Annotated in this window: 19 protein-coding genes; 8 read left to right on the forward strand and 11 right to left on the reverse strand. The window is 66.8% G+C overall.

Annotation, left to right across the window (positions count from 1 at the left end; all coding sequences use genetic code 11):
• The coding region (locus MVA01S_RS11700) for a thioesterase family protein (RefSeq protein ID WP_174538901.1) at positions 1 to 494 on the forward strand (494 nt) is incomplete at its 5' end.
• On the forward strand, positions 494 to 1,006 hold the full coding sequence (locus MVA01S_RS11705) for a DinB family protein (RefSeq protein ID WP_003933531.1): 513 nt from the start codon (positions 494 to 496) through the stop codon (positions 1,004 to 1,006). The genes MVA01S_RS11700 and MVA01S_RS11705, both read left to right, overlap by 1 nt.
• Positions 1,007 to 1,031: 25 nt before the next feature.
• Here MVA01S_RS11705 and MVA01S_RS11710 read toward each other — a convergent pair whose 3' ends face one another.
• The 5 genes from MVA01S_RS11710 to MVA01S_RS11730 all read right to left on the reverse strand — a co-directional run bounded on the left by MVA01S_RS11710 (position 1,032) and on the right by MVA01S_RS11730 (position 6,277).
• Positions 1,032 to 1,970, reverse strand: a complete 939-nt coding sequence (locus tag MVA01S_RS11710) for a R2-like ligand-binding oxidase (protein ID WP_003933532.1) — start codon at positions 1,968 to 1,970, stop codon at positions 1,032 to 1,034.
• Between the two features lie 41 nt (positions 1,971 to 2,011).
• A complete protein-coding gene (locus tag MVA01S_RS11715) occupies positions 2,012 to 3,391 on the reverse strand; it encodes an FAD-containing oxidoreductase (protein WP_003933533.1) in 1,380 nt (459 codons plus the stop codon).
• Positions 3,392 to 3,397: 6 nt separating this feature from the next.
• Positions 3,398 to 3,880: a hypothetical protein gene (locus MVA01S_RS11720; protein WP_003933534.1), complete on the reverse strand. Its 483-nt coding sequence runs from the start codon at positions 3,878 to 3,880 to the stop codon at positions 3,398 to 3,400.
• A 268-nt stretch (positions 3,881 to 4,148) separates the two neighbouring features.
• Entirely contained in the window at positions 4,149 to 5,492 is a 1,344-nt protein-coding gene (locus tag MVA01S_RS11725) for an amidase (protein WP_237024183.1), read from the reverse strand.
• 68 nt (positions 5,493 to 5,560) lie between these two features.
• A complete protein-coding gene (locus MVA01S_RS11730) occupies positions 5,561 to 6,277 on the reverse strand; it encodes a FadR/GntR family transcriptional regulator (protein WP_003933536.1) in 717 nt (238 codons plus the stop codon).
• A gap of 271 nt (positions 6,278 to 6,548) precedes the next feature.
• Here MVA01S_RS11730 and MVA01S_RS11735 point away from each other — a divergent pair, with 271 nt between their 5' ends.
• From MVA01S_RS11735 to MVA01S_RS11755, 5 genes are all read left to right on the forward strand, one after another.
• A complete protein-coding gene (locus MVA01S_RS11735) occupies positions 6,549 to 7,328 on the forward strand; it encodes an ABC transporter ATP-binding protein (RefSeq protein ID WP_003933537.1) in 780 nt (259 codons plus the stop codon).
• Between the two features lie 5 nt (positions 7,329 to 7,333).
• Positions 7,334 to 8,164, forward strand: coding sequence for an ABC transporter permease (locus tag MVA01S_RS11740; RefSeq protein WP_040543085.1), 831 nt, complete (start codon positions 7,334 to 7,336; stop codon positions 8,162 to 8,164).
• Positions 8,165 to 8,168: 4 nt separating this feature from the next.
• Positions 8,169 to 9,188 (forward strand): ABC transporter substrate-binding protein, encoded by a 1,020-nt coding sequence (locus tag MVA01S_RS11745; RefSeq protein WP_003933539.1) that lies wholly within the window; start codon positions 8,169 to 8,171, stop codon positions 9,186 to 9,188.
• A 61-nt stretch (positions 9,189 to 9,249) separates the two neighbouring features.
• The gene (locus tag MVA01S_RS11750) at positions 9,250 to 10,560 is read left to right on the forward strand and encodes a four-carbon acid sugar kinase family protein (RefSeq protein WP_003933540.1); all 1,311 of its coding nucleotides are present in this window, start codon (positions 9,250 to 9,252) and stop codon (positions 10,558 to 10,560) included.
• On the forward strand, positions 10,557 to 11,462 hold the full coding sequence (locus tag MVA01S_RS11755; RefSeq protein WP_003933541.1) for an NAD(P)-dependent oxidoreductase: 906 nt from the start codon (positions 10,557 to 10,559) through the stop codon (positions 11,460 to 11,462). The genes MVA01S_RS11750 and MVA01S_RS11755 overlap by 4 nt, the downstream gene beginning before the upstream one ends.
• 32 nt (positions 11,463 to 11,494) lie before the next feature.
• Here the strand turns inward: MVA01S_RS11755 and hisG are convergent, their stop codons facing one another.
• The 6 genes from hisG to MVA01S_RS31980 all read right to left on the reverse strand — a co-directional run bounded on the left by hisG (position 11,495) and on the right by MVA01S_RS31980 (position 19,204).
• Positions 11,495 to 12,388 carry an ATP phosphoribosyltransferase gene (hisG, locus tag MVA01S_RS11760; RefSeq protein WP_003933542.1) on the reverse strand — a complete coding sequence of 298 codons (894 nt, stop codon included), beginning with the start codon at positions 12,386 to 12,388 and terminating at the stop codon, positions 11,495 to 11,497.
• 1 nt (position 12,389) lies between these two features.
• Positions 12,390 to 12,671 (reverse strand): phosphoribosyl-ATP diphosphatase, encoded by a 282-nt coding sequence (locus MVA01S_RS11765; RefSeq protein ID WP_040543066.1) that lies wholly within the window; start codon positions 12,669 to 12,671, stop codon positions 12,390 to 12,392.
• A gap of 35 nt (positions 12,672 to 12,706) precedes the next feature.
• The gene (locus MVA01S_RS11770) at positions 12,707 to 14,179 is read right to left on the reverse strand and encodes a sugar porter family MFS transporter (protein WP_060941599.1); all 1,473 of its coding nucleotides are present in this window, start codon (positions 14,177 to 14,179) and stop codon (positions 12,707 to 12,709) included.
• A gap of 124 nt (positions 14,180 to 14,303) precedes the next feature.
• Positions 14,304 to 14,987 (reverse strand): HAD family hydrolase, encoded by a 684-nt coding sequence (locus MVA01S_RS11775; RefSeq protein ID WP_040542889.1) that lies wholly within the window; start codon positions 14,985 to 14,987, stop codon positions 14,304 to 14,306.
• Positions 14,988 to 15,068: 81 nt separating this feature from the next.
• A complete protein-coding gene (metH, locus tag MVA01S_RS11780; protein ID WP_003933135.1) occupies positions 15,069 to 18,866 on the reverse strand; it encodes a methionine synthase in 3,798 nt (1,265 codons plus the stop codon).
• Between the two features lie 203 nt (positions 18,867 to 19,069).
• A complete protein-coding gene (locus MVA01S_RS31980) occupies positions 19,070 to 19,204 on the reverse strand; it encodes a hypothetical protein (RefSeq protein ID WP_255251694.1) in 135 nt (44 codons plus the stop codon).
• A gap of 108 nt (positions 19,205 to 19,312) precedes the next feature.
• On the opposite strand from MVA01S_RS31980, the gene MVA01S_RS11785 reads away from it, so the two are divergent.
• A complete protein-coding gene (locus MVA01S_RS11785; RefSeq protein ID WP_390176163.1) occupies positions 19,313 to 20,176 on the forward strand; it encodes a PAC2 family protein in 864 nt (287 codons plus the stop codon).
• Positions 20,177 to 20,187: the final 11 nt, after the last annotated feature.

Here is a 20,187-nt window from a genome sequence, read left to right on the forward strand (position 1 = left end):
CCCGGCGGGCGGTCGCCCGCGTCACGGCGTGGCTGTTGGCCACCGGGGACACCGCCGACGCGGCGACCGACCGCTACCCCGCGCTGGTCGAGGGTGAGGCCAGCGCGGTCCCGCACGCGTGGCAGGGAGCACCGGGTTACCTGGAGACCGTGTCCTGGCGCAGGCAGTCCACCCCCGAGGGCGCCGCCGCCGAGGCGTGGTTGTCCCCACTGGTGCCGCTCGTGGATGCGGAGCCCACCACAGCGCTGCAGCGGCTGGCGATGGTGGTCGACTCGGCCAACGGCATCGGCGCCGCGCTGGACCCGCAGCGGTACCTGTTCATGAACACCGACACCGTCGTGCACCTGCACCGCCTGCCGAGCGGCGACGACTTCGCACTGCGGGCCCGCGGGTCCGTCGGACCGGACGGGGTCGGAGTCACCTCCGCCGAGATCTTCGACCGCAGCGGGTTCATCGGGACCTGTGCGCAGACCCTGCTGGTGCAGCGCAGGTGATGCTCGACGAGGTGCGCCGCCAGTTCGAGCTCGCATGGGCGCTGACCGAGCTGCACCTGGACGCGCTCGCCGAGGACGACTTCCTCTGGGAGCCCGCGCCGCTGTGCTGGACCGTGCGGCGGGACGCGGCCGGCCGCTGGCGCCCGGATTTCGCCGACGTCGAACCCGATCCCGTTCCGGTGCCGACGATCGCGTGGCTGACCTGGCACATCGACTACTGGTGGAGCGCCGCCCTCGCGGCCCTGCAGGGCGGACCGCTGCCGGCCCCGACCGAGGTGAGCTGGCCCGGCGACGGCGCGGCAGCGGTGGCGCGCATCCGCGGTCTCGCCGAACAGTGGCGGAAGCTGTTGGCTGAGTTGACGATCGACCGGATGTCCGAGCCGGCGCCGTTTCCGTGGAGCCCCGCCGACGGTCGCACGGTCACCGATACGGCGCTGTGGGTGACGGTGGAGCTGACCAAGAACGCCGCCGAGATCGGTCAGTTGCGCCTGCTGCGGGCGGCCCGGAGCTGACCTCGGCCTGCCGCTGAACCGGGCGTCACGCCGACGGTGCCAACGCCTCCCGGTCCTCGGCGGCGAAGGTGTCCTCCAGCTGCAGCGGCGCGTAGTCGATGTCGATCTCGGCCAGTGGTCGACCCCGAGCGCTGTCGATGGTGCCGAACCGGCGCATCCCCTTGTCCGCGGCGTACTGCTGGAACTCGTCCATCTGCAGCCCGAACGGGACCTCGTCGTAGAGCGCGAACCCGTCCACGGTGTTCTGCAACGCCAGCGGGATCAACTCGTTCATCCTGGTCTCGAACACCGCCCAGTTGGCGTCGTCGGCGGCGACGTGGCGGCGGCAGGTGAAGGTGCCCCAGGCCATGTGTCTGCGCTCGTCGTCGCCGATCCTGCGCACCAGCTCCTGCATGCCGGGAAGGATGCCGCGGTCCACGCAGATCCGGTGCCACGCATAGTATCCGGTGAGCGCCATCATGCCTTCGATGACGTGGTTGTAGGTCGCCGAGGCCCGCACCTGGGCTGCCGGCGACGGGTCGGCGGACAACACGTCCAGAGCTGCGGGCAGCTCGTGATAGAACATCTGCCGATAGGCGGGCAGCTCGTCGAGGTAGCCCTGCAGATCGCCGGTGACCCCGACCGCATCGAGCCAGAGCCGGAAGACCTGGGTGTGTTTGGCCTCCTCGAAGGCGAACTGGGTCAAATACATCTCGTCGCCGAGGCGGCCCTCGGCGCGCATCGCGGCCAGGAAGGGCTGGATGTCCTGGGTGACCGCCTCCTCGCCGGCGACGAACTGGGCACACAACCGGATGGCCCAGTCGCGCTCGAGTTCGGTGAGCGCGTCCCAGTCGGCGCGGTCCCGGGAGAAGTCGATGTCGGCGGGATCCCAGAACTTCGCGTTGCCACCCGCGAACAGCCGTAGCGGCAGGCTGTCCCAGTGGAGGCCGCCCGCGGCCAGTGAATCCGAGCGTGTCCTGTTCATCTGACTGCCCCTTCGGCCTCGACTGTGACCCAGGACACAGCCTACGTCAGCGGCGTGAGGTCCTGAAGCAGGGTCGGGATCAACTCGCTGACCGTCGGATGGATGTGCATGGTCCGCGAGATCGCGGTGTAGGGCAGTTTGGCGGTCATCACGTCGAGGATCAGGTGCACGACCTCGTCGCCGCCGACCCCGAGGATCGACGCACCGAGAATCTGTTCGGTCTCGGCGTCGACGACCACCTTCATGAACCCCTGCGTCTCGCCCTTCTCCACGGCCCGGCCCACCCGGGTCATGGGCCGCTTGCCCACCAACGCTTTTCGACCGGATCTGCGGACCTCGTCGACGGTCATCCCGGCACGGCCCAGCGGCGGGTCGATGTAGAGCGCGTAGGTGGTGACACGGTCGCTGACGCGGCGCGGATCGTCGTCGAGCAGATTGGCCGCGACGATCTCGAAATCGTTGTACGAGGTGTGGGTGAACGCCCCGCGGCCGTTGCAGTCCCCCATCGCCCAGATGTTGTCGGCGGTGGTGCGCAACTGGTCGTCGACGACGACGTATCCGCGGCTGTCGGTCTGCACGCCGGCCGCCTCCAGCCCGAGGTCGTCGGTGTTGGGCTGACGGCCCACCGCGACCAGCAGGTGGCTGCCCTCGATCGGCTCGGCGCCGGCCCGCGGCGTCACCGCGACGCCGTCGCCCCGCTTGGCGAAACTGATCGCGTCGGCGCCGACGACGACGTCGATGCCCTCGGCCTCCAGGATGTCGCGGATCGCCGCCGAGACGTCCTCGTCCTCCCGCGCGGTCAGCCGCGGACCCCGTTCGACGACGGTGACGGCGGCGCCGAAACGCCGGTACATCTGCGCGAATTCGAGCGCGATGTAGCTGCCGCCGATGATCACCAGGTGCTCAGGGACGATGTCGAGGTCGAGGATTCCGACGTTGGTCAGGTAGTCGATGTCGGCCAGGCCCGGCATGTCCGGGACGACGGCGCGGCCGCCGACGTTGAGGAAGATCCGGTCCGCCTCCAGCAGGTCGTCGCCGACCCGCAGGGTGGTCGGGCTTTCGAAGCGGGCGTGCCCACGGATCAGCGTGCAGCCGTCCATGCCGTCGAGCCAGGATTCGACGCCCTCGCGGTCGCCGATGCTGATGCGGTCTTTGCGCGCCTTGACCGCGGTCATGTCGACGGTCACGGTCCCGGAACCGATCCCGAAGTCGTTGCCGCGGCGGGCCAGGTGCGCGGCGTGCGCGCTGGCGACCAGCGTCTTGGTCGGGATGCAGCCGGAGTTCACGCAGGTGCCGCCGACCAGCTTGCGCTCGACGACCGCGACGGTCTGGCCGGCCTCGGTGAGCCGCCCGGCCAGCGGAGGTCCGGCCTGGCCGGCGCCGACGATGATCGCGTCGAAGCGCCGTGTCGGTTCGGTCACGGTGGCTCAGACGAGGCTGACGAGGAATGCGACCAGCAGGCCGCCGCCGACGGCGAGGACGTCCTCGGTGAACGCGCCGGGTCGGTCGTTTCCGTTCCTGGCGCCGGACAGCCTGCTGCGCAGCATCGCTCCGCCGAGCGTGCCGAGGACAGCGCCGATGATGCCCGCACCCGTGGCGCTGAAGGTGTGGAAGAAGGCGCTGCCGATGACCGCACCGGAAAAGCCGCCGGTGACGAGCCGGGCGATGAACTGCGGGGGCACTTTTCGGCTGGGCGTCTGCGGCAGCTGATCGGTGACCAGCTCACCGACGGCGAAGATGGTCAGCACGGTGACGGTGATGGGATGCGCGATCCAGTCCGACCACTTGTCCGCGACGTCGATCCAGCCGAGCATCGCGCCCCACGCCACCACCGCCGGGGCGGTCAGCGCGCGTGACCCGGCCACGACGCCGATCAACAGAGCCAGACCGAGCACGAGAACCAGCGTCATCGGACCTCCGCACGAAGGGTGGACCTCCGGACGCTAACACGGCAGACCGTGCCATGAGCGGTCGAGGCGTAAGCGAATTTCTCGCGGACAGACAGAGCGTGGCTGGTCGGTACCCGCATCATCCGTGCGGCAGAACCGTTGATTGCGCCGGGTGTGGAAAGTTGTCCGCGTCGATGAGCAGGCCGCTGCAACCGCCGGCCGTGCTTTGTTGACGGATGTCGCTGCGGGGCAGCGTGGCTCGACATGCATCAGGACCGCGGTCATTCCGTCAGGTTTGTTGGCACGCTCCGGCGGACTGTTCGTTCAGTTCGGGTGCAGCCAGATGCCAGGACGTGATCGCCTGGAAGGCGGCGGCGATCCGCACCGTCACGTCCTCGCGGAACGGACCCGAGACCACCTGGCCTCCGATGGGCATCCCAGCTGGATCGAACCCCACGGGCAGTGTCACCGACGGCAGCCCGCTCATGGTGAACGGCACAGTGAAGCGGTGGATTCGGGCCACCGTCTCGCTAGACATCGTCACCATGTCCGCCGCGGGCGGAGTCACGAAGGGCAGTGCCGGCATGACCACGGCATCCACGGTCTTGATGGCGGCGCGCATACGCCCTGAGAACTCCGCTCTGCGTAGCAGCAGTTGGTCGTACTCCACGGCCGTGAGCCTCGAACCGAGAGCGATAAGGTCGGCCAACGCCCTGCCGTACTCCCCGCCACGAGCCGCGAAGCTGGCGTGGTGGCTGCGGGCGGCCTGGACACCGCAGATGCCGAACCAGTCATCGTTGGCCTGGCGGGGGTCCGGCAGCGACACCGAGAGCACTTGGGCGCCAAGGGATGTCAGCACATCGACCATGAGGTGAACTGCTTGTGCCACCTCAGGCTCGACATCCTCGTCGATCCACCCGCCGTCCACCCCGACAACGACGCCGCGAAGATCCCCGACCGGGGCATCGAAGTGCGGCACAGGTTCGAGGGCTGCCGTCGGGTCCGCGTCATCAGCCCCTGCGATCGCCTTGAGAACGACAGCCGCATCCACTGCGCTTCGCGCCATCACGCCGACGTGATCCAGCGACGCCGCAAGCTCGAACACGCCGGCGCGGCTGACACGACCCCAGGTCGGCTTGATCCCGGTCGAACCCGTCACCGCGGACGGCATCCGGATGGAGCCCCCGGTGTCGGAAGCCAACGCGGCATACGCCAAGCGGGCCGCCACCGCCGCCGCACTGCCACTGGACGAAGCCCCGACCCAGCGATCCGGGTTCCACGGATTTCGAGGAGCACGGAAAGGCTCGGTATGTTCGGCGTACACACCTTCGGTGGTGTGGACCTTCCCGACGATCACAGCGCCGTGCTCGGTCAAACGCGTGACCGCGGTGGACGAGCCACGCGACACCGCACCCCGACGCGACGGCATTCCGATTTCGCTCGGCCACCCGTCGACATCGAAGATGTCCTTCACCGCGATCGGCACGCCGTGCAATGCGCCCCGCGACATCCCTTTCGCCACTTCAGCATCCAGAGACGCCGCCCGCGCCAGCGCCTCCTCGGCGGCGACGAACGAGAAGGCGCCGATCGCATCGTCGAGCAATTCGATGCGATCGAGCAACTCCTCGGTCACCGCCAGTGAGGTCAGCTCGCCTCGGCGAATCCTGTCTGACACCTCGACCAGCGGAAGATCTACGACACTCACGCCTGCTCCTGTTCGTGGGCCGGGTTCGACAGGAATCGTTCACTGTCTTCGGCAGTCTGATCCATGTGGGCCGCCATCGCCTCCCGCGCCTGCACGGGAAGGCCCGCCTCGATGGCGGTGAAGATCTGGCGATGACACTGCAGTGCGTGGCGGCGAATCTGGGGCACCGCGGAGGTTTTCGTGCGGCCCTCCAGGACCGCCGCACCGATCGGCTCGAGCAGCACCGTCAGAAAGGGGTTGTGCGTAGCAGCGAAGATGGCCTCATGGAATCGCAGGTCCGCGGCGACGATTGCGGTGAGATCGTCGGCCTCCATGGCCGTTTCCATGTCGGAGATCGAATCGGCGAGATCGGCGAGATCTCGATACGTCCGTCGCGCGGCCGCAACCTCGGCCGCGCCGGTCTCGACGATCTTCCTGAGTTCGATGAGCTGCCGCGCAGTTTCGTGGTCGTTGGCCACCCGCGCCGCGAGTAACGCCGGTTCCAGCGCGGTCCACTCCGACAACGGGTTCACGAACGTTCCCCGCCCACGCTCGACGCGGACGATGTTGCGAACCCGTAGCGACTTGATGGCCTCGCGGATGGTCAGTCTGCTCACCGACCACTGCGCGGCGAGTTCCGATTCCGACGGCAGCACCCCGTCGGGCCGTATGTCGCCGTCGGTGATGGCGGTGAGGAGCTTGCCGGCGACCTGGTCGACGAGCGAATCCCGCATACCGTGTCCTCACATCTGATGTCTGTTGATGCCAACACTAGCGCACAACCGCCCGCAATCGCGGAACAACAGAAGAGTCTGATGCACTGTGCTGCATCGTGTTAACTCTTGTACTGACACGGTCGAACGGTTCTCCCAGCACATCGGCACACACGGCGAAGGTTCGTAACATTCCCGAAACCCAACCAAGACATCAGATGTCTGATGTAGGTTGGCAATCGGCTGGCACCGTCCTAGCGTTGGCCCGGCCAACACGAGAACAGGAGCGTTCATGGTCCGCCGACTCGAAGCCCGGAACATCGGCATGACTTTCGTCAGCCGAGGGGACCCGAACGTGGTCCTGCGCGACCTCACCTTCCACGCTGACGAGAATGAGTTCGTCTCCTTCGTCGGCCCCAGCGGCTGCGGAAAGTCGACGTTGTTCAACATCGTCGCGGGCTTGACCGAACCGACCACAGGCGACGTGTTCGTGGAGGGCGAGAACACCACCGGCCGGGCCTCGAAGAAGGTCGGGTACGTCCTGCAGAAGGATCTGCTGCTGCCCTGGCGCACGATCATCGACAACGTCATCATCGGGCTGGAGGTCCGCGGCGTCAGCCGCAAAGAGGCCATCGCCCGTGCCGAGCCGCTGTTCGAGTCGTACAACCTGACCGGCTACGAGAACGCTCTTCCCGGCGCGATCTCGGGTGGCATGCGCCAGCGCGCGGCTCTCATGCGAACGCTGGTCATGGACCCCGACGTCATTCTGATGGATGAGGCCTACAAGGCGCTGGACTACCCGTTGAAGATCGCGCTGGAGAGCGAGTTGCTCCAGACAGTCAGATCCCTGGGCAAGACGGTCATTTTCGTCACCCACGATATCGAGGAAGCGGTCACCCTGAGCGACCGTGTGTACATCATGAAGGCACGGCCCGGCGAAATCATCTCAGAGATCGCGATCGATCTGCAGGTCAACTCGACGCGCATCAACGAACGGCGTCTCGCCCCCAGGTTCAACGAGTACTACGAGACCATTTGGCGCAGCATCGGCGACAAGGCGATGGCCTCGTGACCGTCATGAAAGACACCGAGCACACGCCGTCTGCATCGCCGCCGCGCAAGCCTCGCCGGACCCCTCTCACCGAGCGGAGCAGATTCGTCCTGGCCCTGCAGGTGCTGATAGTCGTGGGGCTGTTGGCGGCGTGGGAGCTGGGCGCCGCCACAGGTTTCATCGACACCTTCCTGTTCTCCTCGCCGAGCCGAATCGCCGAGGTGCTGGCCCGGCGTGCAGAAACGGGTGCGCTCTGGACCGACATCGGTGTCACCATGACCGAGACGGTGCTCGGGTATCTCGTCGGCGCCGTCGGCGGATCGGTTCTCGGTCTGGCCCTGTGGTATTCGAGCTTCGTCGCCGGGCTGACGCGGCCCTTCATCACCGCGATAGGGGCCATCCCGATCCTGGCCATCGCGCCGCTGATCATCATTTGGTTCGGCACCGACATCGTGTCGAAGATCGTCATCGTCGCGCTGAGCTGTGTGGTCGTCTCTCTGACCAACTCCTACCGCGGCGCACAGGAGGTCGACGCGGACTGGATCAACCTTATGAGATCCTTCGGAGCCACGAAGACTCAGACCTTCTTCAAGATCATCGTCCCCGGCGCCGGTCCGTGGGTGATGCAGGGTCTGCGCCTCAACGTCGGATTCGCCGTCGTCGGCGCCATCGTCGGGGAGTTCATCTCGTCCAGCAGCGGTATCGGCCACATGATTGTTAGGGGCAGCGCAACCTTCTCGCTGTCGACCGTCTTCGCAGGACTCGTGGTCGTGGTCTTCATGGTGAGCGTCCTCAGCCTCGCCATGCGATTTGTCGAACGAATTCTTCCCGGCGCCAACCACATCGAAAGGAAATGATCTCTTGTCCACCACCCGCCGCCTTTTCGGCGCAGCACTCGCCGCCGTGACGGCGCTCTCCCTCGCCTCGTGTTCCTCGCAGTCACGCGACGACGAGGGCTCCCAGGTCCGCATCAACCAGGCGTTCCAGTCACTACTGTATCTGCCGTTGTACGTCGCCATCGACAAGGGCTTCTTCGAAGAGCAGGGCGTCGACGTTGCCCTCACGACCGGCGGCGGCGGACAGAATTCCTGGTCCTCTGTGCTCGGGGGAACCGACGACTTCTCGATCCACGACCCGGTCTTCGGGCCGATCTCCCACGAGAACGACGGCCCCGGACTGGCTGTCGCGTCCATCCAGAACGCGCCCGCGGTGTGGGTGGTCGGCAACGAGGACGTGTCGCTGCAGAACGATGTGCGCGGGTTCGAAGGCAGCACCGTGGTGACGATGCCGGAACCGGACAGCACATGGGCGTTCTTCAACTACCTCATGCGCGAGAACTCCCTGGACCCGAACGCGGTCACCATCACCGAAGCCTCGGTCGGCAACGAGCTCGGGCCGTTCCTCAGCGGTCGCGCCGACTACGCGCTCGCCACCGAACCACAGGTGAGCCAGGTCGAAGCACAGGGCAAGCACGCCGTGTTCTCGTTCTCCGACATCGAGGGGTGGTATCCCTTCGCGTTCTCCTCGCTCATGACGACCGAGCGGTATGTGGCCGAGAATCCGGAGGCCACCCAGGCTGTCGTGAACGCCTTCCAGCAGGCGTCGACCTTCATCTACACCAACACCGACGAGGCGATTGCGGTCGCGCAGAACTACTTCCCGGATCTCGAAGGTGAAGTGGTCGCCACTGCGGTGCGGCGTGAGCTCGATGCCCGGGCCTACCCGGAGAGCGTCGAGATCACCGAACAGGCGTGGGAGAACAACATGCGGATCGCGGAGTTCGTCGGCAGCATCAAGGAGTACCCAAGCGAGGCAACGTCATTCGAGACGAACGTGGACAACACATTCGCCGAGAAGGCCACAGCCGAGTACGCCAAGTGACGCCGGTGGGGGTGGGCTCCCCCGGTCCACCCCCACCGCTTTCCTGCACGGAGAACTCATCATGTTGATCGTCATCGACGACGACCCCACCGGCACCCAGTCGGTCAGCGATCTGCCGGTCCTGACCCGCTGGACACCAGACGACCTGGCGTGGGCGGCAGCGGAGTCTCCGGCTGTCTACCTCCAGACCAACAGCCGAAGCCTCAGCGAGCAGGACGCTTTCGCCATCACCAGCGACGCCGCTGCGGCCGCACTGAGGACGTTCGGTTACCACGCGATTCTCGTCAGCCGCAGCGATTCCACCCTGCGCGGGCACTTCCCGGCCGAGACCGATGCCCTCATCGCGGAGAGCAGCGCCGCTGGCATCGCCGTCGATACGGTGGTGCTCGCCCCCGCCTTTCCCCAGGCAGGCCGGATCACCGTCGACGGCGTGCACTACCTCCTCGACGGGGGCCGCCGCCTTCCCGTGGCGACGTCAGAGTTCGCTTCCGATGCCACCTTCGGATACCGCAGTTCCGATCTGCGGGAATGGGTGGTCGAAAAGACCGGCGGCCGCTACTCGGCCGCCGATGTCGCGGTGCTGCACCGTGACACGACTCTCGACGAGTTGATGTCACCGCGATACCACATGCCGGTGATCGTCGTCGACGCCGAAACCGACGACGACCTCGCCCGAGCCGCATCCCTGCTGCGCGCGGCACAGGTGAACGGCAGACGATTCGTCTACCGGGTGGGACCGCCTTTCGTGCGGGCGATGCTCGGCCGGCCGTCACCGGCTCCGGTCGACGTCAGCGCGCCGGGGATCGGCGTCGCGGACGCCACCGCCGGCGGGCTGATCGTCGTGGGTTCCCACGTCGATGTGACCGCACGGCAACTCGCCGCACTGCGTGACCGCCGGCCGGGGCTACCGGTGATCGAACTCGACGTCGATTCGGTCGCCTCAGGCTCCTCCGAGGTCGTCACAGCGACTGCGTCGGAACTGCGGTCGGCTCTCGTCGCAGGCGACGCCATCCTGCAGACCACCCGCACGCTGCGCCGCGAAAACTCACCGGACGAGAGTCTGCGACTTGCTCGTCTTGTATCGAGCGCGGTGTCGGCCACCGTCAAGCAGTCCCTGGACGGTCTACGGCCGCGGTTCGTCATCGCCAAGGGCGGTATCACGTCCAGCGACGTCGCCAAACACGGTCTCGGCGTCACTCGTGCAACGATTCTGGGGCCGGTGCTGCCCGGCATAGTCGCGCTGTGGCGTATCGAGACCGGCCCGCTGGCAGGGACACCATATGTCGTGTTCCCCGGAAACGTCGGCGACTCGATGGCCCTCGACGATGTCTACGAACGTCTCTCACACCTGACTTCGGGAGTAGCAGAATGAGTACCGAAAGTTCGTCCGTGCCTGATCCGATCGCGGTCATCGGTTTGGGCGCAATGGGATTGCCCATCGCGCTACGGCTCGGTGAGAAGTGGGCGGTCCACGGGTACGATGTCGCCGCCGACCGTCGGCAACTCGCAGCCGAGGAGGGTATTCGAAGCTTCGACAGCGCTTCGGCGGCAAGTGCATCGGCCGCTGTCGTGGTGCTCGTCGTCCGCAGCGGTCCACAGTTGGAGCAAGTCTTGTTCGGCGACTCGGGTATCGCCGACACCCTGCAAACAGGTTCAACCATCCTGCTGATGAGCACCATCGGGTTGGAAGCCGTGCGAGACGTCGCCGTCCGCCTCGAATCGCGTGGCCTGCCGCTGGTCGACGCCCCCGTCAGTGGCGGCCCGGTCCGGGCCCGCAACGGGGATCTTCTCGTGACCGTAGGCGGTCAACCTGCCGGCCTGGTCGGCCAGTGCCTCGAACACCTCGCATCGACACTGAAGATCATCGGTCCGCGGCCCGGCGACGGTCAGGCGTTCAAGACGGTCAATCAATTGCTCTGCGGCGTGCACATCGCCGCCGCAGCCGAGGCGATAGCGCTCGCCCGGGCTCTCGGTCTTGACGATCGCGCGACCTGGGAGACGCTGGATGCCGGAGCCGCATCCTCATTCATGCTTCGCGATCGAGGTGCCCGGATGCTGGCAGACTACGAATCGGACGCAGTCCACAGCAGAGTCGATATCTTCGCCAAAGACATGGGTATTGTCGGGCGGACATCACGCGCAGCGAACCTGCCCACCCCCCTGGCCGCAGCAGCCGAGCAGATCTACCTGCTCGGAGTTCGGCAGGGGATGGCATCGATGGACGACTCGACGATTGTCGACCTCATCGCAGCAGACAGAGGTCGGTCCTCGTAAAGGCCCCGGATGCGACTGCGGGGAGATCTAGATCAGAATCGGCAGAATCTGATGTCGGAGGCCAAAATCGCCTTCGCGCCGATGGCGGCCAGTTCGTCCATGATCGCGTTGACGTCCCGCCGCGGCACCAGCGCGCGCACCGCGACCCAGTCCGGGTCGGCCAGCGGCGCGATCGTGGGCGATTCGAGTCCCGGGGTGACCTCGGTGGCCCGCTCGATCAGCGAACGGGGACAGTCGTAATCCAGCATCAGGTACTGCTGACCGAACACCACACCCTGCACGCGGCCCGCCAATTGGTCGCGCGCCGCCGACTTTTCGGCGTCGGCGTCACCGACCTCCTCGCGCTCGATCAGGATCGCCTCGGAGTCACACAGCGAATCACCGAATGCCACCAGATTGTGCAGTCCCAGGGTGCGTCCGGATCCGACGATATCGGCGATGACGTCGGCCACCCCGAGTTGGATGGAGATCTCCACCGCACCGTCCAGACGTATGACAGTGGCTTCGATTCCCTTGTCCGCCAGGTTCTTTCGAACCAGGTTCGGGTATGCGGTGGCGATGCGCTTACCGGCCAGGTCGGTCATCGTCCAATCCTGGCCTCTGGGCGCGGCATACCGGAACGTCGACGAGCCGAAGCCCAGCGCCAGCCGTTCGCGTACCGGTGCGTCGGACTCGGCCGCCAGGTCGCGACCGGTGATGCCGAGGTCGAGTTCCCCGGAACCGACGTAGATCGCGATGTCCTTCGGCCGCAGGAAGAAGAACTCGACATTGTTTACCGGGTCGACGACGGTCAGATCCTTGGGATCGGTACGGCGCCGGTAACCTGCCTCGGCCAAGATCTCGGCAGCCGACTCGCTCAGCGCTCCCTTGTTGGGTACCGCTACCCGCAGCGTCGATGAGCCGCTCCCGCGAAGAGCGTCAGACATGTCAGAGCTTCCCGTACACGTCGTCGAGGGTCAGCCCGCGCGACAGCATCAGCACCTGCGTCCAGTACAGGAGCTGGCTGATCTCCTCGGCGAGCGCGTCGTCGCCCTCGTGTTCGGCGGCCAGCCACACCTCGCCGGCCTCTTCCAGGATCTTCTTGCCGATGCCGTGCACGCCCCCGTCCAGTGCGGCGACGGTGCCGCTGCCGGCCGGCCGGGTGCGTGCTCGTTCGCTCAGCTCGGCGAACAGCGCATCGAAGGTCTTCACGTTGGACGATTCTGTCACGTCCGGTGGTGTGAGCCGTCAGCCGGCCGCATCGACTACCCGGCAGCGGTCTTGTCTTCGCGCAGGACCGCACCGTGCATGTCCTCCAGCGAGACGCCCTTGGTCTCCATGACCCATCTCCATACGAACAGGCCGGACAGGATCGCACACAGCCCGTAGAAGCCGTAGGCCAGCCCGAGGTGCTCACGCAGGCCCGGGAACGTGATGGTGATCAGCCAGTTGGCCGCCCACTGTCCCGCGGCGGCCAGCCCGAGGGCGGCCGCGCGGATCCGGTTCGGGAACATCTCGCCGAGCAGTACCCAGACCACCGGGCCCCACGACATTCCGAACGCGACGACGAACAGGTTGGCCGCGATCAGTGCGATCACGCCGGAGGCGCCCGGAAGGCTCGGGTTGCCGTCGGCGTCGAGCGTCGCGTTGGCGAAGATGAACGCCATCGTGATCAGAGTCACGGCCATGCCGGACGAGCCGATCAGCAGCAGCGGCTTGCGCCCGATCTTATCGATCAGCGCGATCGCGATCAGCGTGGTGAGCACGTTGATCACCGAGGTGATCACGGTGTAGACGGCCGACTGGTCGGCGCTGAAACCGACCGCCTGCCACAGCACGTTGGAGTAGTAGAAGATCACGTTGATGCCGACGAACTGCTGGAAGATCGACAGTCCCAGGCCGACCCACACGATCGCGTAGATGCCGCCCGTCGGCTTGCGCAGATCCCGCCACGACGGCTTGTCCTCGCGTTCCAGCGTCTGCCGGATCCGCGTGATGGTGATCTCCAGGTTCTTCTGTCCGAGCAGCATGCTCAGTACCCGGCGTGCCTCCGGGATCTTGTGGGTGGCAACGAGATAGCGCGGCGACTCGGGGATGGTGAACGTGAGCGCGCCGTACAGCAACGCGGGCAGTGCCATGGCCAGGAACATCCACCGCCACGCGTCGATGCCGAACCACAGGGGCTCGTTGGGCCCGCCCGCCGCCCACTGCAGCAACCAGTTGATGACGAACGACAAGAAGATGCCGGACACGATGGCCAGCTGTTGGAGCGACCCGAGCCGGCCCCGGATGCCCGGCGGGGAGGTCTCGGCGATGTAGGCCGGCGCAATCACCGACGCGACGCCCACGCCGAAGCCGCCGACGATCCGGAACAACACGACGGTCCACACTTCGTGGGCGAAACCGGTGCCGAACGCGCTGATCAGGAACAGCACCGCGGCGATCTTCATGACCGAGATACGGCCGATCTTGTCTGCGATGCGTCCGGCGGTCATGGCTCCGGCCGCGGCACCGAGCAGCGCCGACGCGACGGCGAAACCGAGGGAGGCGTTGCCGATGCCGAAGTCCTCCTGGATGGAGTCCACCGCACCGTTGATGACCGCGCTGTCGTAGCCGAACAGCAGTCCGCCGAGCGCGGCCACCGACGCGATCCGGATCGCGGTCTTGCCGGACGAGAAGTCCTGGTCTTTATCGAACAGTTCCGGGCTCTCCCCGGTTGGACCACCATGACCGGCCATACGACGACCTTTCCCGCACACGAATGCGTGATGAGAATCACATTCAATCACTCGAGTCTTCCGGCGGTGGGGGTTCCCGAAAGTGGACGCGACTACGCCTCGGTGGGCGGGAAAGCAGAGCTGGTCAGGCGCTACGGTGCCGTACTTCGTCGTCGATCTCGTGGTAGATCCGGCGCAGCCCGTCGACGTCGAGGTCGGCCAGCGACCCGATGTGGCGGCGGCGCAGCCCGCCGGGAACCGGGACCTCGTTGGGCACGATCAGCACCGCGCAGCCGGCCCGTTCGGCGGCGGCTGCGCCGGTCACCGAGTCCTCGACGGCCAGGCACTCCGCCGGGGCGACCTCAAGCAGCTCGGCCGCCCGCAGGTACGGGTCGGGCGCGGGCTTACCGCTGGGCACCTCGTCGCCGCACACCGTGACCGCGAAATGGTGCCGGCCGATGGTGTCGAGCGCGCGCTCGGCGAGGTGACGGTCGGTGTTGGTCACCAGGGCCATCGGGGTGCCGTCGGCCTTGACCGCTTCCAGCATCTCGCGGGCACCGGCGCACCAGGGCAGGCCGTCGGCGAACAGGCCCGCCGTGTGCTCGTGCAACCAGCGGATCGATTCCTTCATGGCGTCCGGGTCGAGCTCCAGGCCCAGTTCCGTGTAGACGGCCACCATCGTGTCCTCGGCCGACGCGCCCACAAGAGCTGTCCGGGTCTCTCGGCTCATCTCGCGGCCGAAGCTCTCATACAGCGCCGAAAGTGACACGTCCCACAGCTTTTCGGAGTCGACGAGCGTTCCGTCCATGTCCCACAACACCGCTCGCACTCAGCCATTGTGGCACGCGCGAGCGGGTTGACCCCAATTCCGGGAACCTCAGCGACGACTCCGAATGTGCCCCAGCGGCGTTCAGTCCTCCGGGTTGTAGCCGAGGTTGGGCGCGAGCCAGCGCTCGGCTTCGGCCAGCGTCCAGCCCTTGCGCCGGGCGTAGTCGGCGACCTGGTCCTGGGCCAGCCTGCCCACCACGAAGTACTGCGACTGCGGGTGTGAGAAGTACAGGCCGCTGACGGCGGCACCGGGCCACATCGCCATCGATTCGGTCAGCTCGATGCCGGCGCGCTCCTTGACGTCCATCAACTCCCACAGCGTCACCTTCTCGGTGTGCTCCGGGCAGGCCGGGTAGCCGGGGGCGGGCCGGATCCCGACGTACTTCTCGCCGATGAGCGCGGCGTTGTCCAGGTGTTCGTCGGGCTGGTATCCCCAGAACTCCTTGCGGACCCGTTCGTGCATCCGCTCCGCGAACGCCTCCGCCAGCCGGTCGGCGAGCGACTCCAGCAGGATCGCGCTGTAGTCGTCGTTGGCGGCCTTGAACTCGGTGATCTTGTCGGTGCTGCCGAGACCCGCGGTGACGGCGAAGGTGCCGACGTAGTCGGCCAGACCGGTGCCTCGGGGCGCGACGAAGTCACCGAGGCTGCGGTTGGGGATGCCGTCGCGGTGCTCGCCCTGCTGGCGCAGGTTGTGCAGCGTGGTCAGCACCTCGGTCCGGGTCTCGTCGGTGTAGACCTCGATGTCGTCGCCGACCGCGTTCGCCGGGAAGAATCCGATCACCCCGTTGGCGGTCAGCCACTTCTCCTTGATCAGGGTGTCGAGCATCTCCTGCGCGTCGTCGTAGAGCTTGCGGGCGGTCTCGCCCGACACCGGGTTGTTGAGGATGTCGGGGAATCGGCCCTTCATCTCCCACGCGTTGAAGAACGGCTGCCAGTCGATGTACTCGCGCAACTCGCTGAGGTCGTAGTCGATGAACTCGCGGACCCCGACGCCCTGGGCGGGCACCGGCGGCGTGTAGCCGTCCCACTCGATCGGCGTCCGGTTCGCGCGGGCCTTCTCCAGCGTCAGCATCGGCCGCTCGTTCTTCTGGGCGTGCCGTTCGCGCAGGGACGCGTAATCCTTCTCGGTGGCCTCCAGCAGCGCGGGCCGCTGCTTGTCGTCCAGTAACGCGGCAGCCACCGGCACCGAACGGGAGGCGTCCTTGACCCAGACGACCGGACCGCTGCGACGCGGCGCCACCTTCACGGCGGTGTGCGCGCGCGAGGTGGTCGCGCCACCGATCAGCAGCGGAATCTGCAGTCCTTCGCGTTCCATCTCGACGGCGAAGTTGACCATCTCGTCCAGGGACGGGGTGATCAGGCCGGACAGCCCGATGATGTCGGCGTCGTGCTCCTTGGCCGCGTCCAGGATCTTCTGGGCGGGCACCATCACGCCGAGGTCGATCACCTCGTAGTTGTTGCACTGCAACACAACCCCGACGATGTTCTTGCCGATGTCGTGGACATCGCCTTTCACGGTCGCCATGATGATGGTGCCGTTGGTGTCCTTCGACGCCTTGACATCTCCCGTCGCTGCGCTCGCCCCGGCCGCCGCCGCGAGCTCCTCCTTCTCCGCTTCGATGAACGGCAACAGGTAGGCCACGGCCTTCTTCATCACCCGGGCCGACTTCACGACCTGGGGCAGGAACATCTTGCCTGCGCCGAACAGGTCGCCGACGACGTTCATGCCGTCCATCAGCGGGCCCTCGATCACCTCGATCGGGCGACCGCCCGCGGCGGCGATCTCGGCCCGCAGTTCCTCGGTGTCGTCGTCGACGTGCGCGTCGATCCCCTTGACCAGGGCGTGGGTGATCCGCTCGCGGACCGGCAGAGACCGCCATTCGGCCGCGGCCGGATCGTCGGCCTTCTCGGTCTTGTTGAACCGTTCGGCGATCTCCAGCAGCCGCTCGGCCGCGTCCTCGCGACGGTTCAGCACGACGTCCTCGATGCGGTCCCGCAGCTCGGGGTCGATCGAGTCGTACGGCACCAACGCGCCGGCGTTCACGATGCCCATGTCCAGGCCGGCCTTGATGGCGTGGAACAGGAACACCGCGTGGATCGCCTCGCGGACCGGGTTGTTGCCGCGGAACGAAAACGACACGTTCGAGATACCGCCGGAGATGTGCACCCCGGGCAGGTTCTCCTTGATCCAGGCGCACGCCTCGATGAAGTCGATCCCGTAGGTCGCATGCTCCTCGATACCGGTCGCCAGCGCGAAGCAGTTCGGGTCGAAGATGATGTCCTCGGCCGGGAAGCCGACCTCTTCGGTCAGGATCCGGTACGCGCGCCCGCAGATCTCCTTGCGGCGCTCCAGGTTGTCGGCCTGGCCCTGCTCGTCGAAGGCCATCACGACCACGGCCGCGCCGTACTTGCGGCACAGCCGGGCCTCCCGGATGAACTTCTCCTCGCCCTCCTTCATGGAGATCGAGTTGACGATCGGCTTGCCCTGCACGTTCTTCAGGCCCGCCTCGATGACCTCCCACTTGGAGGAGTCGATCATCACCGGGACGCGGCTGATGTCCGGCTCGGCCGCGATCAGCTTGGTGAACCGGTCCATCGCGGCGACGCCGTCGATCATGCCTTCGTCCATGTTGATGTCGATGACCTGAGCACCGACCTCGACCTGCTGCAGCGCGACCGACAGCGCGGTGTCGTAGTCCTCGGCCTTGATCAGGTTGCGGAACCGGGCGGAGCCGGTGATGTTGGTGCGCTCACCGATGTTCACGAACAGCGAGTCGTCGGTGATGTTGAGCGGCTCCAGGCCCGCGAGCCGGGTGGCCACCGGGATCTCGGGCAGCTCACGCGGCGATTTGCCGTCGACGACCTTGGCAATCTCGGCGATGTGCGGCGGCGCCGTGCCGCAGCACCCTCCGACCAGGTTGACCAGTCCGGCGTCGGCGAAGTCGGCGATGTAGCCGGCCTGGGCCTCCGGGGACTCGTCGTACTCGCCGAAGGCGTTGGGCAGGCCCGCATTCGGGTAGCAGGAGACGAACGTGTCCGCGATCCGCGCGACCTCGGCGATGTAGGGCCTCATCTCGGGCGCACCGAGCGCGCAGTTGAGACCGACCGCGAGCGGCTTGGCGTGCCTGATCGCGTTCCAGAACGCCTCGGTGACCTGACCGGACAGCGTGCGCCCGGACGCGTCGGTGATGGTGCCCGAGATGATCAGCGGCCAGCGGCGGCCGCGCTGCTCGAACAACGTCTCGAGGGCGAACACCGCCGCCTTGGCGTTCAGCGAGTCGAAGATCGTCTCGATGATCAGAAGGTCGGAACCACCGTCGACCAGGCCGTTGGCGGCTTCGAGGTAGGCCGCGACCAGCTGGTCGTAGGACACGTTGCGCGCGCCGGGATCGTTGACGTCCGGCGAGATCGACGCGGTCCGCGTCGTCGGCCCGATCGCGCCCGCGACGTAACGGGGCTTGTCCGGGGTGCTGAACTCGTCGGCGGCCTTACGGGCCAGCGCGGCGCCGGTGTAGTTCAGCTCGTAGGCCAGGTCGGCCATGTCGTAGTCCGACAGCGAGACCGCGTTCGCGTTGAACGTGTTGGTCTCCAGAATGTCCGCGCCCGCCTCGAGGTACTCGCGGTGGATCCCCTCGATGATCTGCGGTTGCGTCAGGTTGAGCAGATCGTTGTTGCCCTGCAGGGCCGTCGGCCACTCCGTGAACCGGTCGCCGCGGTAGCCGTCCTCGTCCGGGCGGTCCCGCTGGATCGCCGTACCCATCGCGCCGTCGATCACCATGATCCGTTGACGCAGAGTCGCCTTGAGGTCTTCGGTGCAGTCGGGGCGGATGTTCGGCTCGAAGGCGCCGGCGTCAGGGACGTTGAGGTCAGGGGCGTTCACGTACGTTCCTTCCTTGACGGAAGGCGTCCTTGACTCTGCCGAGCGTGGCGGATACCGGCGGGGACCGGGAACCGTTGCAACGCCTCTCGACCAGGAAAGTCTACGTTGATACCTGATCGACGTCTGGACGCCCATTTCGTCGCCGCGATCGCGCGGCAATTCGCGGATCTTGACGGCAATGTCGTAGTCAGCAAGGTGGCAAATCAGCGAGGTGGGACAGTGTGCGGCCGTTCGGCCACCTGGAGCTGGATCCCGGTGGCCCCATCGCCGGCCCGGACCCGTGTCGGCATCACGCCCGGCAGGTGGGTGCCGTACTTGCCGTCGCGTGCGCCAGTCACACAGCCAGGGTAGTCGGGCACACAAATCCGAGAGCGAGTTGATGCCCGTCATGTCGTCCACGCAAGGCTTAGGCTGGCGTGGTGACTCCCTCGGATTTCGGCGGTCCGATGCGATCCGACCTGCCCGATCTTCGCGACACGATCGTGGTCGCGGCGTTCGAAGGCTGGAATGACGCCGGCGACGCGGCCAGTGACGCGCTGGAACACCTGGATGCGATCTGGGAGGCGGAGACGATCGTCGAGATCGACGACGAGTCCTATTACGACTACCAGGTCAACCGGCCGGTGATCCGCCAGATCGACGGCGTCACCCGCGAGCTGGTGTGGCCGTCGATGCGGATCTCACACTGCCGGCCGCCCGGCAGCGACCGCGACATCGTGCTGATGCACGGGGTGGAACCGAACATGCGCTGGCGCACGTTCTGCGCGGAGCTGCTGACCATCGCCGAGAAGCTCAACGTGCACACCGTGGTGATCCTGGGCGCGCTGCTGGCCGACACGCCGCACACGCGGCCGGTGCCGGTCTCGGGCGCGGCGTACTCCGCCGATTCGGCCAAGACGTTCGGTCTTGAGGAGACCCGCTACGAGGGGCCGACGGGTATCGCCGGGGTGTTCCAGGATGCGTGCGTACAGGCAGGGATCCCGGCGGTGACGTTCTGGGCCGCCGTCCCGCATTACGTGTCGCAGCCGCCCAGCCCGAAGGCCACGGTGGCGCTGTTGCGGCGGGTCGAAGACGTCCTCGACATCGAGGTGCCGCTGGCCGACCTGCCCGCCCAGGCCGAGGAGTGGGAGCTGGCCGTCACCGAGATGACCTCGGAGGACGACGAGATCGCCGAGTACGTGCAGTCGCTGGAGGAACGCGGCGACGCCGAGGTCGACATGAACGAGGCCCTGGGCAAGATCGACGGTGACGCACTGGCCGCCGAGTTCGAGCGCTACCTGCGCCGCCGGGGCCCCGGCTTCCGCGGCTAATCCCCCCCTTT

This window comes from Mycolicibacterium vaccae NBRC 14118 = CIP 105934 (assembly GCF_001552715.1).
Taxonomy (GTDB): Bacteria; Actinomycetota; Actinomycetes; order Mycobacteriales; family Mycobacteriaceae; genus Mycobacterium; species Mycobacterium vaccae.